Below are 18,271 nucleotides of genomic sequence, written 5' to 3' on the forward strand. Positions count from 1 at the left end.
TCTGTATCCGGGGTGAAGTAAGCATCCGTACAGAAAGTTACGCCCTTGGATTTGATGAGCCGCTTTTAATCCAAGCGTGAGCCACGGAGAAACCTGTACCAATTAATTGAAGTGTGATTTTAATTTTGCCAATTTTTTTGATTTTATTTTCTTATCCTACTCGCACCCCAAGTTCCTCCCAAACAAGTTTATCGTTTTTTAATAGCCATCATCCGAACTCCACCATTAGGAGCAAGGGTAAATCCACGTCGTTGCAGTTTAATAGGTTTATTTTCTACTAAGGTAAGTTGATAATTGGATAAAACTGTTGCGAGGACTAATTTAATTTCTAACTGAGCCAAGGCATATCCTAAACAGCGCCGAATTCCACCACCAAAAGGAATAAACTCCCAAGGGGAATACTGGCGTTCTAAAAAACGTTCGGGATTAAATTGTTGAGGATTAGGATATAAGTCTTCCCGGTAATGCAAGAGGTAGATACTTGGCATTAAAGTTGTATCAGGAGGAAACTGATATCCGGCAATATTTATGGATGATTTGGTAATGCGTGGGAAAAGCCCTGGAAGGACTGGATACATCCGCAGGGTTTCTTGGCAAACTGCGCTTAAGTAAGGAAGTTGGGCAATTTCCATCGGGTTTGGATTTTCTCCCAAGCTGTCAAGTTCCTGCTGCAATTTTAAGAGAATATCTGGATTTTGATGAATTTGATAGAAAGCCCACGCTAGCGTTGTTGCAGTAGTTTCATGTCCAGCAAATAAAATTGTCAGCAATTCATCTTTTAATTCATCGTCGGTCATTGCTTGCCCATTTTCATCCCGCGCTGCCATCATCAAGCTCAAAACATCACCCTGGTGATTGTTCTTTGTTCTTTTCTCTTCAATTTCTGCTTGAAGTAGCTGATAAATATGGCTTTGTCTACTTTTCATCTGCCCCCAAGGAGTCCATTTTCCCCAATCTTGTTGTAAGAATCGGAAAAATAGCATACTGGAGCGCAAAGGAGAATCAGTCATATCCAACCAACTAGTAAGTAGAGGTAAAATTAGTTGATAGCGTTTCCCTTCACTTAAACCAAAGACAATTTGTAAAATTACTTGTAGACTAACTTTCTGCATGGCAGAACGAGCCACAAAAGGTTGACCGATTTGCCATTGACTGGCGATTTGCTCGGTAATTAAGCAGATTTGTTGAGCATAAGTCTGTAGCCTTTCTCCATGAAAAGGGGGCATTAATAATTTTCGTTCTCGTCGATGGCGGGCACCATCTATTAACATGAGAGAATTTCGCCCAATCAAAGGTTCTGCAATTTTATTACCACGACCAATATCAAATTTAGAATCTTGACTGAAAATTTCTTGAATGGCTTGGGGACGGCTAATAATTACATAAGAACCGAGTCCACTCAGTTGCATGGAAAAAATGTCTCCATACTCTTGACTATACTTTTGCTGAAATCCAATCGGATCGGCAATCCATCCGATCAGTTGCCACCACGAAGGGCTAATAATGCAATTCGGTAATTGACTAAGCATAATATTTTACCTGTGATTCCACTTGATAATCTCAAACAAATACACCCATTATCCCTGAGTAACCATATTTAGGGACTGGCTCATGACTGCATTGATTAAGCTATCTAGCAAGCGATCGCGTGATAAAGATGTAAGTTCTTTTCCATACAACATTTCTTGTAAAATCACGTACGATACCAAAGAACCAAAAAAAATCTGAGCCATTGCTTCTGGGTCGGTGATTCCTAATTCTGGATGAGATCCGAAATACTGACTCAGCATTTGCCGACCGCGTAGCACAACGGTTTGAGTATAAAGTTTGGCTAGTTCGGGAAAGTTTTGTGACTCGGTGATAATCAAACGCAATAATGCCAAATAATCGGGATTATCAGCGACTTCGGTTAAATAAATTTTAGCAATTTGACGCAAAAAAATCGCTGGTTCGCCATGTAAATTTTCTGTACAAAAAATACTTTGAAAACAAGCGAGGGTCAACCGTTCTATCAACGCTTTAAACAGCCCTTCTTTATCTTGAAAGTGACTGTATATTGTTTGCTTAGATACTCTAGCCGCCGCACTAACACGATCCATACTTGTTCTAGCGTAACCCTCCTTCAAAAATACCTGTATAGCTCCTTGCAAGATTTGCTCCTGCTTGGGAGCGATCGCAGGTAAAGTATTTTCTAGTTGAAAAGTAGGGTTTATAAACATGAAAAGTAAACTTTTTGACTTATGTCTTGTCTTATCATACTAGACAGTCTAGTATATGACACAGAATTCAGAATTTTCAATTTACAAAATATTTTTCACAATCCAGGGTGATATCATGACTCAGACTATCCCAACATCCCCGGAAAATTTCAAAGATGCAGTATCGAAGCAGCAAAACCGCAAGAAACCGATCCTTTTAACGATTGGGGTGCTGCTGGTGGCTGGTGGCATTGGCTACGCGGTGTGGCGCTCTCAACCGCAAGTATCACCAAATGTACTGCAAGTTAGCGGACGGATTGAAGGTTATGAAACCGAGATTGGGATCAAGCGTTCTGGAAGAATTGAGACAATTGCCGTGCGGGAAGGGGCAGCAGTTAAAAAGGGGCAAGAGTTAATTAAATTAGACGACACAGACGATCGATTGCTGCAACAACAACTACTTGGTAGTCAAGCGAGAGTGACATCTGCGAGATATGATGAACAGCAAGCAGTTTCAGATGTAGAGCGAGTCACCAGAGAAATTCAAGAAATTAACAGCCAAATTAACGAAGCCAAACTGAATTTACGGCAGTCTCAAGGGGATACCCAAGGAAGAATTGAGCAGGCCCAAGCAAATGTCGCAGCAGCCAGAGCCACATTAGTGCAAGCACAAGCGCAAGTTAAACAGGCAGCAGCAGAAGTTAATTTAGCAAAAATCAACCGCGATCGCTACGCCCAATTGGTAAAAGAAGGGGCAGTCAATCAACAACAATTCGATCAAGCCCAAACTACTTTAGATACTGCAATCGCAACCCTAGAAGCACGAGTTGCAGCAGTTAATGCCGAACGCCAGCAATTACAAGCTACATCAGGAGCGTTAACTCAAGTTAAAACTACAGGTTTCAATCCTGATATTCGCAACGCCCAGTTAACAGCGTTAATCAGAAAGCAGCAGCAAAGTTATGCTGAACTTAAATCTGCACAGGCAAAAGTCAACTCTGCCCGTGCCAAAGTGAAAGATGCCCAAGCATCAAATCAGCAAATCCTCACCCAGATTGCAGACTCCAAAAAAGATTTAAATGTAGTTAGTCCTTTAGATGGAGTAGTGACAGCCCGTAATGTCGAACCAGGTGCAATAGTTAGCAGTCAGACTAATATTTTGACAATTGTTGACCCGAAAACAGTGTATTTTAGAGGTTTTATTCCCGAAGGCGATATTGGCAGAGTGCGTTTAGGACAAACAACAAAAATTTTCATTGATTCTGCACCAAAGAAACCATTAGAGGGTAAAGTAATTGCCATCGATCCGCAAGCTTCATTTACACCAGAAAATATTTACTTTCAAAAAGATCGAGTCAGGCAAGTAGTAGGAATTCGGATCAAAGTTCAAAACCCTGATAGTTGCTTTAACCCCGAAAAACCTTATAGGGAATCAGATTTACCCTGCGCCAAAATGGGGATGCCAGCAGATGCCGAAATTAGTTTGAAGGCAGGAGGCAGGGGGCAGGGGGCAGGGGGCAGGGGAGCAGAGGAGCAGGGGAGCAGGGGAGCAGGGGAGCAGGGGGGGCAGGATAGCGCAGTGGTAGCGAGTCCGCAAGCGGTGGCAGGAGGTAGAAGGGAATGAAACAGCAAATTACTACTTTCTCTCGAAACTTACCCTCATCATCTAATCTGCCAACTACAGCAATTGAAGTTCGCGGTTTGCACAAGCACTATGGAAACTTAGCTGCTGTGCGAGGAATTGATTTGAATGTCTACAAAGGTGAAATGTTTGGATTAATTGGCCCTGATGGTGCGGGGAAAACTAGTACATTTCACATTTTGGGCGGTGTGATGGAAGCAACGGCGGGGGAGGTGCAAATATTTAATCAACCTGCACGAGATGCCCGATTAATTACAGGTTATCTTACTCAACAGTTTTCGCTGTATTTGGATTTGAGTATTGATGAAAACTTGCGTTATGCAGCAGGGTTGCGGCAAGTCGCAGATGATTTATTAAGGGAACGCCGCAATAAATATTTAAAATTAATGAATTTAGAGCGATTTGGCGATCGCTTAGTGGGACAACTTTCTGGTGGAATGAAACAAAAACTGGCGCTGTGTTGTGCTTTGGTTTCGCAACCAGAAGTATTGTTACTAGATGAACCTACCACGGGTGTCGATCCAGTTTCCCGGCGGGAGTTTTGGGATGTGCTGGGGGAATTATCAGCCGAGGGGATGACAATTGTAGTTGCAACACCATATTTAGATGAAGCTGAACGCTGTCACCGCGTGGCTTTGATGTACAGTGGGCAAATTCATGAAATTGGCACACCCAAAGAGTTACGGGCTAACTTAGGCTTGCATCGCTTAGAAGTGCGAACAGCCAACCTGGAAGCTACAGAAGAAATACTCTCCCAGGCTACTCAGACAAATATAGTAGATGTGCAAACTTTTGGCGATCGCTTGGATGTCCTCGTTGAAGATATAAATTCTGGTGAAACCCAAGTTTGCGAACTACTGCAACAACATCACTTACCTTCTCCCAGTATCGAACATGGCGAACCCACATTAGAAAACGTTTTTGTCACGCGCTTGCGACAACAAGGTTCCGCGCCGCAATTTTTTCCGTTTCCCCGTTATCGGAAGAGGGGAGCAGGGGAGCAGGGGAGTAGAGGGGCAGAGGGGCAGAGGGGCAGGGGAGCAGAGGGAGTATTTAATACTCAGGACTCAGAACTCAGCACTCAGGACTCAGCGCTAGCGATATATGCTCGCAATCTCAGCCGGGTTTTTGGCAAGTTCCAAGCTGTTAAAGATGTCAACGTCGAAGTTCGTTATGGGGAAATCTTTGGGTTGTTAGGTGCTAATGGTGCTGGCAAAACTACCACCATTAAGATGCTGTGTGGATTACTAGAAGCAAGCGGTGGTGAAATTTCTTTGGGTGGTGAGACAGGAAATCTGCGTAGTGCAGACTTACGGCGACGCATTGGTTACATGAGTCAAAAATTCACTCTTTACGACGATTTAACTATTTTGCAAAATCTTGAATTTTATAGCGGAGTTTACGGCGTACCTCGCAAACTTCGACGGGAAAAAATTGATTGGGTAATTGCTACCTGTGGCTTAGAAGGACAAGCAAATATGATTACAGGACAGCTACCAGGTGGTTGGAAACAGCGAGTTGCTTTCGGTGCTTGCGTGATGCACGAACCAGATATTTTATTTTTAGACGAACCAACATCAGGGGTAGATCCGTTGGCGCGTCGCCAGTTTTGGAAGCTGATTAATGACTTCGCCCGCAACGGTACAGCCATATTAGTGACAACGCACTATCTAGAAGAAGCTGAACAGTGCAACCGGATGAGTTTTATGGTTGCAGGAGAAACCGTCGCCGAAGGTTCACCCAGTTCTGTCAAAGCCTCGCAACCGGGACAACTAATAGAAATTATTGTTAATCAAAACCAAGTAGCTTCTCAAATACTAAAACAACACTTTGAGTCTTGGCGCGTCTCGATTTTCGCTGATAGTTTACACGTTGTTCTCGATTGTCCCGAACAGGAAATAAATCAACTCACTCAACTTTTAAAAGCTAATCAAATTACCATCAATTCTTTACGTCCGATTCCTTTTTCATTAGAAGATGCCTTTATTGGTATAGTACAGCAATCGCCAAAATAGAAAAACTCTGTAATAAAATTCTACTTCAAACTTCTTGGCGTTTAAAAACACTATGATTTTAGCCAAAGTAATATTTAATATATATGAAACTATATGAAACGAATTCTTGCTCAATGTGTAAAAGAAATAGCTCAATTTCGCCGCGATCGCCTGACGTTGGCACTAGCATTTTTATTGCCATTCATTACCTTAATAGTTTTTGGATTTGCTATTAGATTAGAGAGTAAAGATATTCCTTTAATTGTGCAAGATTTCAACCGCACAAACCTAAGTAATAGCTATATTGAAAGATTGTATGCCACCAATCAATTTGTGCCAAAACAATGGTCTGGTGGCAATCCTACACGCGATGCTATAGATAAGGGAATTGCTAAAGTCGCAGTAATTATTCCGCCGGAATTTAGCCGTGATATTCAAGCAAGTAGAAGTACAAATGTGCAAGTATTGATCGATGCCACTGATGTTAATAATGCTCGTGTAATTAGAAATAACATTCAAAGAGTGACGAACTTTTTTATGCAAGAGCATGGACTGCTACCTGCTACTAATAGCATTACAGCACGAACGCGTCTATGGTTTAATCCTGGGAGATTAGAATCGCTGTATATTGTGCCAGGAACTTACGGAGTTATACTGTGGATTTTTCCTTCATTGCTCTCTGCGATCGCAATGGTACGGGAAAAGGAAAAAGGGACAATTTTACAAGTCTATGCTTCTAGTATTAGTGGCACTGAACTTTTACTTGGTAAAGGATTAGCATATTTATTAATTGCCATCCTTGAAACATTAGTAGTTATGGTATTAGGCTCAATTATTTTCCAAGTCGGTATAGTTAGCAACCCCATAACATTAGTAGTTGGCACTTTATTATTTCTGACAGATAGCGTTTTTTTTGGATTACTTTTAGGAGTCCGTAGTAGTAACCAAAATGCTGCTGTACAAGGCGTTTCTCTCGTAGGTTTTATCACATCCTTATTACTTTCAGGTTTTATTTATCCCCTCAATAATATTCCTTTCCCTTTATCACTACTACCTAACATAATTCCGGCGCGTTATTACATCGATATCACTCGTGATGCCTTCGTGCGTGGTACGGGATTTGGCGGAGTTTGGTTTGATTTACTCATGCTTGCAGCTTTGGGATTAGTATTTTTCAACGTATCACGCCGAGTTTTAAGCCGAATGCAATTACCAAATTAATCTCTCTGTCTTCTCTATGGTTTGATAAAAAGTAACTTTATGAAACTTATTCAGCGATTATTTGATAGTTCATTTTGGGCATTAGTGCGGAAAGAGATTAATCAAATTCTCCGCAATAAGCAATTAATTGTTTTATTAGTTGTCCCGCCAACAGTCCAATTATTGTTGTATGGTTTTATCCTCAATCCCGACGTTCATAACTTACGATTAGGTATCATTGACTATGCCAACATCAGCGCTAGTCGAGAATTAGTTTCAGCCATGACATCAAATCGAATTTTCACCTTAGAATCTGTACCAAGCAGTGAAAAAGCATTGAGTCGTCAGGTAGAAGAAGGAAAGCTAGATGTCGGGGTAGTAATTCCTCCTAATTTTTCGCGTCAACTGGCACAAAAATCAGCAGAAATTCAAGTATTTATTGATGCAGTAAATGCGAATACAGCCGGAATTGCCGGAAATTATATGAATCAAATCATCCAGCAATATAATCTGCAATTAGCCCAAGGTCAAGCAAGTCCCCCAGTTTCACCTGAAGTTGTATTCCTTTATAATCCCGGACTGACAAGTAGTTGGTTTTTTGTCCCAGGAGTTATGGGTTTAGTTTTAACATTAATTGGCACATTAGTATCAGCAATTACAGTTGTTCGGGAAAAAGATACCGGAACTTTAGAACAATTATTAATGACTCCGGCTGCTAACTGGCAAATATTACTATCAAAAATCGTCCCTTTAGCATTTTTATTAATGGGAGATGTTTTATTAGCTATCACTTTAGCAACAGTAATATTTCATGTACCATTTCGAGGTAGTTTTCTGCTATTTTTGGCTCTATCAAGTATGTATGTATTTGTCGGGATTAGCTTGGGTATTTTGTTAGCTACTGTGAATAGTTCGCAACAACAGGTAGTTTTGACAGCTTTCTTTATTAATTTACCAATGGTACAAACTTCTGGAGCGATCGCACCCATTGAAGCCATGCCACCTTTGTTTCAACTTTTATCCCTACTTAATCCCCTGCGCCATTACATTGCGATCGTTCGAGGTATTTTGCTCAAAGGTGTTGGCTTAGATGTACTGTGGATGAATGTTTTGGCTTTAGTCGCTTTTGCTGTTGTTTTATTAACTATTAGTGTTAGTAAGTTTCGCAGTCAATTAAGCTAAAAAACGATTTACAGCGTATTTCTGGTACAAGCGATCGCACTACTACAGCATGGCGTAAATAAACATACCCTTCGGGTGACGCTCCTGCGTCGCTAACGCTACGCTAACATCAGTCGCCTGCGGAGGGAAACCCTCCCGCAGCGCCGGTTCACCATTTCAAACGGCGCAAAAAGCTCAGAATATAATTCTTTTGACTTTTGACTTCCGCCTTGCATAGGCTCAGGCTGGAGAGTTTTACCGTCTCCAAAACGCTACGCGATGGTGCAAAACACCCAGCAAAGGCGATCGCAAAACTACATAATTCGGTAAAATTGGGTAAAGCAATTTTTGCGCTTGTTAAACAAAGGCATCAGCAAACCCATGCAACTGAAACTCAGTGCATCTCGACTTCCCTTCGCCCCCCTCTTGTTAATCGCCCCCTTTTTCCTATGGGGGACGGCAATGGTAGCCATGAAAGGAGTGATACCCCATACTACACCGCTATTCATGGCAGGTGTGCGTCTGATACCAGCAGGGATGTTAATTCTGATTGCAGCAGCATTCATGGGTAAACCCCAACCGAAGGGTTGGGCTGCATGGCTGTGGATTGCTTTATTTGCCCTAGTAGATGGGACGCTGTTTCAAGGCTTTTTGGCAGAGGGATTAGTCAGAACTAGTGCAGGGTTGGGGTCTGTGATGATTGACTCGCAACCCTTGGCTGTTGCCTTGCTGTCGTTGTGGCTATTCCAAGAACAGATTGGTTTTTGGGGATGGCTGGGGCTAGGCTTGGGAGTCACAGGCATTACTTTAATTGGCTTACCTGATGAGTGGATTTTACATTTTCTCGATTCAGGCGCAAATATGACAATCGGCAACTGGCAAGATTTATTTGCTAGTGGCGAGTGGTTAATGCTGTTAGCAGCACTATCAATGGCAGTGGGAACAGTGTTGATTCGATTTGTGTGCCGACATGCTGACCCTGTAAGCGCTACAGGATGGCACATGATTTTGGGCGGATTGCCGCTATGGGGAATTTCATCAGTTGTTGAATCTCAGCAGTGGGAGAATCTGGGAGGATCTGATTTCATGGCCTTGGGTTATGCTACCGTATTTGGCAGCGCGATCGCTTATGGGTTATTCTTCTACTTTGCTTCTAGTGGCAGTCTCACAAGTCTTAGTTCTCTCACCTTCCTAACACCCGTCTTTGCGCTACTATTCGGCAATCTTTTCCTCTCAGAAGTCCTCAGTCCGTTGCAGTGGGTAGGAGTATTTCTCACTTTAATCAGCATCTATCTCATCAACCAACGTGATACTTTAGGAGGACAAAACGACAAAGTTACTGTCGGCGAGATAGCTAATATACAGCAACCAGTTTTAGAAGCATCTGCTAACAAATTGAACCCCATCAGCCTAGCAGTTAGAGAATCGGAACCAGAAATTTTACCCTAACTTGTTAAAATAATTCTTAATTAGTAATTAAGTAAGGGATGAGGGAGAAATCAATTAAAAATGACGCTCTCTACGAGACGCTGCGCGAACGCAGACTCGCTAACGCTGCGCTAACAAAATTTAAAATTTAAAATTAAAGAACTTCTGCCTGGTTGTTGAGTTTCGACTAAGCTCAACTGCCGCGTAGTCGAAACACTGCCTTCTGACTCTTTTTTCCCAATTCCCAATTCCCAATTAAAAATGACAGTTAACATTTGGTCGTCTAGAAGCTATTGTGGTATCGAAGATTTAAAAAGCACGTTCAGGCTGGAACTTGCAATATGAGGCTATGCCGTTCCTCAATTCTGATATTTACCTGTTTTTCTTGCGTGGGTTTTTACCCAAATCGCTCAAGTGCAGCTACACCTAACCTAGCGCCTGAAATTTTAGAACTTGCACAAGCTAGTTCGACAGTTACTGCTAGTCCGGCTGTTTTGAAATATGGTAGTCGAAAATCAGATGTGCAGAGACTACAAACCCAATTAAAGCAGTTGGGGTACTACAGGGGCGTGGTAGATGGACAGTATAACGCCAGTACAGAAATCGCTGTAGCTAAATTCCAGAAACTAAAGGGTTTAAAATTAGATGGGATTGCTGGCCCGGCGACTCAGGAGAAACTGCAAGCAGCTTTGGCAGCGAAAAAGCAGTTTTTCACCTCTCCAATAGTTACTCCTCCAAAAGTTACCTCTTCAATAGTTACCTCTATTGCTCCGACTTCGGCAAATCCTAAAGCACCTGAGAGAGGTTTTGTCTGGTGGTTACTATTGGCCATTGGAGTTTTAGGATGTAGTGGCGCACTTTTTTATCTGCTGAGGTCGTTTCAAAAGGCCAAGCAAGTGCAAAAGTCCGAAATATCAGAGCCTAAAAGCTTGAGTGAAGCTAACAAAGAACCGATTACACCACCTTTACTGGAGACTGTCACTATTCTACAAACACCTCCTCCACCACCAACATTTTCCACAGAATTACTGTTACCAGAAAAAACTTCCCGTCTTGCTAAACTCAATATCGTTGAGGAATTAATTCAAGATTTGCGTAGTTCTGACCCAACGAAGCGGCGCAAGGCTATTTGGAATTTGGGTCAGCAGGGAGATTCGCGGGCAATTCAACATCTGGTTGACCTGATAATTGATGCTGATTCTCAAGAAAGCAGCTTAATTTTGGCAGCTTTGTCAGAAATTGGCATCCGCACACTCAAACCAATGAACCGTGCTTTAGCAATTTCAATTCAAGATGAAAGTCCACAAGTGCGGCAAAATGCGATCCGTGACCTGACGCGCGTTTATGACATGATGGGTCAAATGACTCAGATGTTGCACCATGCGCTAGAAGACCCAGATGCCGATGTGCAAGCAACAGCACGATATGCTTTGACTCAGATGAATCGAATACAAATACGTGACTTGCCAAAGCAACAGAGTCTACAGGAAGATTCTGATAATGATTCACAACAATAGAGATTGGTAGTGTACCCAATACTTCTGGCTTTGTGCATTTTTAATTAAGAATTGGATTTTGGAAAAGTTTACTGGGTTTGGGTTATATCATGTCCGCATAATTAGTTATGCTAACCACAGTCATTACACCCCACCCCCAACCCCTCCCCGCTCTTCGGGAGGGGAGACAAGGCGTAGCTTTGGCGGGGAGGGGTTCTTCGGGTTTAATAAGCAATCAAGCGGACATGATATTAAAGATTTTTTCTTCTCCTTTTTCCCAAAACCCAAGAAGTATTGGCAGTGTACCAAGCTGAATCTGCTGTCAGCTTAAAAATATTTCAACTGGATGTGGATATTAGTATCTGGCCCTACCACTAAAAATGCTGCTTCGTTAAATTTAGGCGCTCTTGTGCGAATTTCTGGGTTGCTGGAAAATCCAAAACCTTCCCTTGGTATACCAAAAAAATTGGTATTGAGAGTGCGGTCATTATTTTGATCGTGGAAGACAGCAACGGCATAACTACCTGCTTTCAAGTTATTAAAGGTAAGTGGTAAAGGATTTTCAGTAATCTTGGTACACTGCTTTTGTAAGCCGCGATCGCCATCGCTAGGAAATCCTTCACTGCTAGCAAATATACTGGCACATACTTGTCCTTGTTCATTCTTCAAGCCATCAATTTCCACGGTGAGTTTGCCGTTAAAATTTGCTTTGGCACTAAATGACCATGCCAAATTTCCCATAACTGCCAATAGCAGCAGACTAACTCTTAAGCCTTTAAGCATAAAATTTTTACAAGGTAAAATGCGATCGCTAAATTATTGAAGCAGGCAGAGGACAGGAGGCAGTGTTTCGACTACGCGGCAGTTGAGTTGAGCTTAGTCGAAACTCAACAATCAAGCAGGAGGCAGAGGGCAGGAGGTTTTATACTCCCTACTTTCCCTCGCTTGGGTAGAGAATTTTGCAAAATCAGTTCAATCAACTAATGGTGTATTGGTAGCTCAAATTAAGAATATGCCAGAGGGTGAGCTAAAGAAATATTTTCCCTAATATTTCCCAATTGAACTTTGTTCATCAGAAAATACCGTTGCATCACCTTCTTTAAGAAATCCACTATAGGCTTCCATACCGTGTTCGCCAATATCCAAACCTTCTAATTCCTCTTCTTTAGATACTCTAATACCTAAAGTAGCTTTTAGTGCCAACCAAAAAATACTACTGAGTAAAACAGTAAAGCCAGCTACTGAGAGAACGCCCAGCAACTGAATGCCAAACTGTCCAAAGCCACCACCGGAAAAGAAACCTTTTTCTGGCCCACGTGTATACCAGGTAAAAACACCAGGGCCAACAGACCATAGACCAACTGCTAGAGTTCCCCAGATACCACAAACTAAGTGAACTGAGGTAGCTCCCACTGGGTCATCAATGCCAAGTTTGTCAAAGAATGTTACAGAGAAAACTACCAGTACCCCAGCAATAAAGCCAATTACTAAAGAACTAGCGACACCTACGTAAGCACAAGATGCTGTAATCCCAACCAAACCAGCCAAAATACCATTGATAATCATTGAGAGGTCTGGTTTACCTAAGTACAACCAAGCTGTGATGGTGGCGGCAATTCCACCGCCAGCAGCAGCCATGTTAGTAGTTAGAGCAATATGAGCGATCGCACCAGGATCGGCAGCCATGACAGAACCGGGGTTGAAACCAAACCAGCCCAACCACAAAATCAAACAGCCCAAAGTAGCAATACTCATGTTGTGACCGGGCATTGCTACAACTTGCTTGTTTTGATATTTTCCAAAACGGGGGCCAAGAAATGCTGCTCCCATCAAAGCTGCCCAGCCACCTACAGAGTGAACCACCGTAGAACCAGCAAAATCCCAAAAGCCTCTATCTGCTAGCCAACCACCACCCCAAATCCAATGTCCGGTAATGGGATAGGCAATACCTACAAGTAAGAGGCTAAAAATTAGGAAGTTAACAAACTTGATCCGTTCGGCGACTGCACCAGAAACGATTGTTGCTGCTGTTCCAGCAAATACTAGCTGGAATAAAAACTTGGCTGCTAAAGGTACACCAGCCCAATTAATGGCACTGAACACACCTTTATAAGCGTCTGCTGTGGCGGGACTGTTATCTACTCCTTTTAAGAAAAACCCATTCAATCCAATGAAGTCATTGCCATCACCGAACATTAAGGCAAAACCGATTGACCAAAAGGCAACGGTAGACAGAGCAAATACAATCAAGTTTTTGGAAAGAACATTGACAGCATTTTTCTGGCGACAGAAGCCAGTTTCTAACATACAAAAACCAGCGTTCATGAAGAATACTAAAAAAGCAGCGATCGCTACCCACAATGTGTCAATAGCAATTTTGAGTTCTGCTGTCGTTGGCGCTGCGGCTGGAGTTTGGGCAACTGCGGCATAACCCCAACCCAACACAATCAGACAAGCGATAGGTAAACAAGCTTGCCAACTGGGAGAAAGTCGCTTAATCAAATTAAATAGCTTGACTTTAGAGTTAGATTGTGAGTTTATAACGTAATTTTTTGCAGACAAATGCCTATTTTTTGTTTTCGATTTTTGTTTGTACATGAATTTGAGCATCATCCTCCAAACCATTCTTAAAAAACGTAAAAAGCAGGTTAAGCAGAAAAAAATCCTGTCCGAAATTAGATCCAATGGGTTTTGATGTTTTTCCTTTAGACAACTTGTTGAAAAACCATAAACTCAAATAACCTTAGTAGGAGTTTAAAAAATTATTAGCACATCTGTAAATATTTTTTATAGTTCTTTGTAAGAAATTTACGATCTATTTTCGGAAAGAGTCAAGTCTTCTTCACTTAATCTTTAATGTTTGAAAAAAGTTGACTGAGAAAGCGCCCAAAATTGTCTTGAATAATGTCAATAAAAAATCAGGTAGAAAGAACTACCCTAAAATGGCTCTTTTAAGCTAACAATGTGATTTTTAGCTCTATTCACTATCAAAACTAAAAAACTGTATTTTATGATACAGTTTTTTGGTTTTTGTGATGAAATATAATTCATGATGCAACAAAAAAGTAACTATATTCTTTCTAGCTACCTATTTTCCAAAATCATAAATTGGAGAATTCAGGATGTTGTTAACTTTTGATACAAAGAGTCAATTCTTTGTGACTTTCAACCTAGATCGATTCATCGCTGCACTCAAAACTTGGTATTAAAAGCAACGTAAAATTAACGTATTTATGCTGAAACAGTAGCTTTACCGAGCTATTTATCCAAGATACAGGGTTTTGCAACTACACAACTCACATAGAATTGTTACAACAAGTCTAACAAACCTAATTTCCTTAAAGAAACCGAGTTTAGAGTACCTGTAATATGGGAGACTTGGCAATATTCCCTATCAATCAGATTTCAGATGAATAACACAATTTCGGATATTGCAGTCCAGACCATCAACGGTGAAGATAAGCAATTAAACGACTACACCGATAAGGTACTCTTAATTGTAAATGTGGCTTCCTTCTGCGGTTATACTTCTCAATACGAGGGGTTAGAAAAGTTGAACCAAAAGTATGGAGAAGCAGGTTTACGTATTTTAGGGTTTCCTTGTAACGATTTTGGTGCGCAAGAACCAGGAAGCAATGAAGAAATTGTGCAATTCTGCACGAGTAAATATGGTGTTACCTTTGAACTATTTGATAAAGTTCATGCCAAAGGTTCACAGCAGCATCCACTTTATGAGCGACTTACTAAAGCTGTTGAGCCAACGGGAGCTGTTGCTTGGAACTTTGAAAAATTTTTAGTTAATAAGCAAGGTGAAGTGGTAGCTCGATTTAATAGTAGTGTCCAGCCAAATTCACCAGAAATAATTGCCATAATTGAGAAAGAATTAGCGAAATAGTCATTTGTCATTTGTCATTTGTCACTAAATCAAAATTTTTGTACTATTGACTGTTAGCTCTGGACTGTTAAAATTATTTACTTCCAGACAGTTAATTGAGAAAATCGGCTCAATGAGTAGTTTAATTTATTTGTGTCTAATTTGTCATGAACGTTGCAATCATTGGTTGTGGTTATGTTGGTTATAAAGTTGCTCAATATTGGCAGCAAGATATGAATTTTGCTGTTAGTGTAACCACAACTTCTCCTGAGCGTGTCCCCGCCCTACAATCAGTATCTCAAAGAGTTGTAGTTACCAGTGGTAATGACATAGATGGTCTAAAATCAGTTTTGCACAATCAAGATGTTGTACTTTTAAGTGTTGGGGCAAAAAATAGGGAAGTTTATGAAAAAACTTATCTACAAACTGCCCAAACTTTAGTTTCGTGCTTACAGCAGATTAAGAGTGTAAAACAGTTAATATACACAGGTAGTTATGCCGTATATGGTGACAGGAATGGTGTATGGGTAGATGAAGAAACACCGCTTGCACCCGCTAATTTAAATGCCCAAATCCTCTGCAAAACAGAAGAGGTGTTGCTATCGGCATCTAGCGAAAATCTCCGTGTTTGTATATTCCGCTTAGGAGGAATCTATGGAACTGGTAGAGAACTGTTGAAAATATTTGGTAGCTATTCTGGTACAACCCGTCCGGGCAATGGTGAGGATATCACAAATTGGGTTCATCTAGATGATATTGTTAGTGCGATAGAATTTGCCCGTCACCGTCGTTTGCAAGGAATTTACAATCTGGTAGATGATGCACATCTCACCAGCCGAGACTTGCTAGATAGCTTATTTGAAAAACATAATTTACCCAAAGTAGAATGGGATACATCTATCAAGAGTACTCGTCCCTATAATGCTTGGGTGTCGAATGAAAAGCTCAAAGAAGCTGGATATGAGTTGATTCATCCACAGATGATTTTTTAGTAGGTATTAAAAACTAGGAATTATGCAACCATCTGCTGTAGCTAACACAACTAATTTGACAGCATCTCCTAGCCAGTTTTACAGTTGGCAGAATTATCGTTGTGCCTACGAAGTACATCAACCAATTAATACAACATCTGAGGGCATTCCCTTACTATTAATTCATCCGATTGGCGTGGGATTGTCGCGGCGATTTTGGCAACGATTTTGTCGCGAGTGGTATAGTACAGGTCAGCGTAATTCAATTTATAACCCTGATTTACTAGGATGTGGTGAAAGTGATATGCCCCGTATAGCTTACACTCCTAGTGATTGGGCAGAACAGTTGCAGTCCTTTTTACAAACAGTAGTCCAAAAACCTGTTATTGTTGTAGTGCAAGGCGCTTTATTGCCAGTTGCTATTCAATTAGTCCAAAAGGAATCAAATTTAATTGCTGGACTGATACTTTCTGGGCCGCCAACGTGGGCTTTGATGACAAATAAACCACCAAAATGGCAGGAAAAATTCCTTTGGAATGTATTAGATTCGCCTTTTGGCAGTGCTTTTTATCGCTATGCACGCACTCCAAAATTTTTACGTTCTTTCTCGATTCGCCAACTCTTTGCTTCTGAAAATGCGGTGGATGCAGAGTGGTTAAATACATTGCTTGCAGGTGCAGAAAATCCTGCAAGCCGCCATGCAGTGTTTTCTTTTTTAGCAGGGTTTTGGCGAGATGATTATACTAGTTTTATGGCCTCTATTCATCAACCAACATTAATAGTTATGGGCGAAACTGCATCGAGTATTAGCCAAGACAATAAAAAAGAAACGCCAGATGAACGCTTGGCTCATTATCTTGCTTGTTTCCCTAAAAATAGAGGTATAAAAATAAACGGACGTAATGTTTTACCCTATGAATCAACCACTGAATTTGTAGGAGCGATCGCGACCTTCATTAATGAAGTTTCTTAGACGATTGATAGTTACATTGTACCAGTTCTCCCATGATAGGTTATGACTGGAATTGATTACTAAAGGCAAGCAAAATTATGTTACCCAATCATCGAGGACAAAGAGTACCCAATGTCACTTTTCATACTCGCAAGAACGACCAGTGGGTGGATGTGACAACCGATCAGCTATTTGCTAATAAGACAGTAGTTGTCTTCTCTTTACCAGGTGCTTATACTCCGACTTGTTCATCTACTCATCTTCCTGGCTACAACGAATTAGCTCCAATTTTCAAACAGAATGGTGTCGATGACATTATCTGTATTTCTGTTAATGATGCCTTTGTGATGAACGAATGGGCAAAGGATCAAGAAGTAGAAAATATCACACTAATTCCTGATGGAAATGGGGAATTTACTGAAGGTATGGGTTTATTAGTAGATAAATCAGACCTGGGGTTTGGGAAGCGATCGTGGCGTTATTCTATGCTGGTGAGAGATGGTGTAATTAACCAGATGTTTATTGAACCAGAGGAGCCAGGAGATCCCTTTAAGGTGTCCGATGCTGAGACAATGCTCAGATACATCAATCCCCAAGCAGTTAAGCCCGAAGTAGTTTCCCTGTTTGCGAAAGTGGGTTGTCCTTACTGTGCCCGTGCTAAGGCAATGCTCAAGGAACATGGCATCAATTACGAAGAAATTACCTTGGGCAAGGATATCACCACGCGATCGCTAAAAGCAGTTGCGGGTGCAACAACAGTTCCCCAAGTATTTATCGATGGTAAATTAATTGGTGGTTCTGAGGCATTAGAAGCCTACTTCGCTGCTAAATAGGGTTGAGTAGGGTTGCAATACTGCATAGGTTTTGCTTAAAAAATAGAAATGTGTAGTGGCGTGGCAAGACTAAAATGTTGCAATAAATTTTCTTGTGGGGCGGGCATCTTGCCCGCCAATTAGGACGGGCTAGAAGCCCATCCCACAAGAGTTTGCTAATGCACAAATTTAGCCTTGCCACGCCAGTAGTAGCGTGGCAAGCTTGAAATAATGTATTAGATGTAGGTTGGGTGGAGCGGAGCGCAACCCAACATATATAAGGATATTGGCTTTGGCAAAGCCTCCAACGCCACTTGCTACAACGCGGGGAACCCGCAAGAGCGCTGTGGCTTCCCAACCTACAATTTTTTTGCAACTCCCCCTAAACCCTTGTCTTCCTTAACTGAACCATATTGCTATATAAGCAGATACCTCGAAATCGTTTTGAGGTACTTCAAAGTCGTTTCGAGGTACTCCAAAGTCGTTTCGAGGTACTTCAAAGTCGTTTTGAGGTACTCCAAAGTCGTTTTGAGGTACTCCAAA

General features: G+C 41.4%; 14 protein-coding genes. 10 read left to right on the forward strand and 4 right to left on the reverse strand.

Going from position 1 to position 18,271, the window contains the following annotated elements:
* Positions 1-188: 188 nt before the first annotated feature.
* Together RMX89_RS08700 and RMX89_RS08705 are read right to left on the reverse strand one after the other, a co-directional pair.
* On the reverse strand, positions 189-1,529 hold the full coding sequence (locus RMX89_RS08700; protein WP_322688643.1) for a cytochrome P450: 1,341 nt from the start codon (positions 1,527-1,529) through the stop codon (positions 189-191).
* A gap of 48 nt (positions 1,530-1,577) precedes the next feature.
* A complete protein-coding gene (locus RMX89_RS08705; protein WP_322673918.1) occupies positions 1,578-2,219 on the reverse strand; it encodes a TetR/AcrR family transcriptional regulator in 642 nt (213 codons plus the stop codon).
* Positions 2,220-2,334: 115 nt separating this feature from the next.
* Between RMX89_RS08705 and RMX89_RS08710 the strand changes: the two genes are divergently transcribed.
* The 6 genes from RMX89_RS08710 to RMX89_RS08735 all read left to right on the forward strand — a co-directional run bounded on the left by RMX89_RS08710 (position 2,335) and on the right by RMX89_RS08735 (position 11,140).
* A complete protein-coding gene (locus RMX89_RS08710; protein ID WP_322688644.1) occupies positions 2,335-3,822 on the forward strand; it encodes an HlyD family secretion protein in 1,488 nt (495 codons plus the stop codon).
* Complete coding sequence (locus RMX89_RS08715) at positions 3,819-5,855, forward strand: ATP-binding cassette domain-containing protein (protein WP_322688645.1); 2,037 nt, start codon at positions 3,819-3,821, stop codon at positions 5,853-5,855. Before RMX89_RS08710 ends, RMX89_RS08715 begins: the two co-directional genes overlap by 4 nt.
* Before the next feature lie 93 nt (positions 5,856-5,948).
* On the forward strand, positions 5,949-7,055 hold the full coding sequence (locus RMX89_RS08720; protein ID WP_322688646.1) for an ABC transporter permease: 1,107 nt from the start codon (positions 5,949-5,951) through the stop codon (positions 7,053-7,055).
* 39 nt (positions 7,056-7,094) lie between these two features.
* On the forward strand, positions 7,095-8,216 hold the full coding sequence (locus RMX89_RS08725; protein WP_322688647.1) for an ABC transporter permease: 1,122 nt from the start codon (positions 7,095-7,097) through the stop codon (positions 8,214-8,216).
* Between the two features lie 360 nt (positions 8,217-8,576).
* Entirely contained in the window at positions 8,577-9,644 is a 1,068-nt protein-coding gene (locus RMX89_RS08730; RefSeq protein ID WP_322673913.1) for a DMT family transporter, read from the forward strand.
* Positions 9,645-9,964: 320 nt separating this feature from the next.
* Positions 9,965-11,140, forward strand: a complete 1,176-nt coding sequence (locus RMX89_RS08735) for a peptidoglycan-binding protein (protein WP_322688648.1) — start codon at positions 9,965-9,967, stop codon at positions 11,138-11,140.
* A 306-nt stretch (positions 11,141-11,446) separates the two neighbouring features.
* On the opposite strand, the gene RMX89_RS08740 is transcribed toward RMX89_RS08735, so the two are convergent.
* On the reverse strand, positions 11,447-11,902 hold the full coding sequence (locus RMX89_RS08740; RefSeq protein WP_322688649.1) for a DUF2141 domain-containing protein: 456 nt from the start codon (positions 11,900-11,902) through the stop codon (positions 11,447-11,449).
* A gap of 261 nt (positions 11,903-12,163) precedes the next feature.
* Positions 12,164-13,717, reverse strand: coding sequence for an ammonium transporter (locus RMX89_RS08745; RefSeq protein WP_322688650.1), 1,554 nt, complete (start codon positions 13,715-13,717; stop codon positions 12,164-12,166).
* 811 nt (positions 13,718-14,528) lie between these two features.
* On the opposite strand from RMX89_RS08745, the gene RMX89_RS08750 reads away from it, so the two are divergent.
* The 4 genes from RMX89_RS08750 to RMX89_RS08765 all read left to right on the forward strand — a co-directional run bounded on the left by RMX89_RS08750 (position 14,529) and on the right by RMX89_RS08765 (position 17,749).
* Complete coding sequence (locus RMX89_RS08750; protein ID WP_322673909.1) at positions 14,529-15,014, forward strand: glutathione peroxidase; 486 nt, start codon at positions 14,529-14,531, stop codon at positions 15,012-15,014.
* Positions 15,015-15,160: 146 nt separating this feature from the next.
* The gene (locus RMX89_RS08755; protein ID WP_322673908.1) at positions 15,161-15,985 is read left to right on the forward strand and encodes an SDR family oxidoreductase; all 825 of its coding nucleotides are present in this window, start codon (positions 15,161-15,163) and stop codon (positions 15,983-15,985) included.
* A 22-nt stretch (positions 15,986-16,007) separates the two neighbouring features.
* The gene (locus RMX89_RS08760; protein WP_322688651.1) at positions 16,008-16,937 is read left to right on the forward strand and encodes an alpha/beta hydrolase; all 930 of its coding nucleotides are present in this window, start codon (positions 16,008-16,010) and stop codon (positions 16,935-16,937) included.
* Between the two features lie 77 nt (positions 16,938-17,014).
* Positions 17,015-17,749 (forward strand): glutathione peroxidase, encoded by a 735-nt coding sequence (locus RMX89_RS08765; RefSeq protein WP_322673906.1) that lies wholly within the window; start codon positions 17,015-17,017, stop codon positions 17,747-17,749.
* Positions 17,750-18,271 lie beyond the last annotated feature (522 nt).

Source organism: Nostoc sp. DedSLP04 (genome assembly GCF_034530775.1).
Lineage (GTDB): Bacteria > Cyanobacteriota > Cyanobacteriia > Cyanobacteriales > Nostocaceae > Nostoc.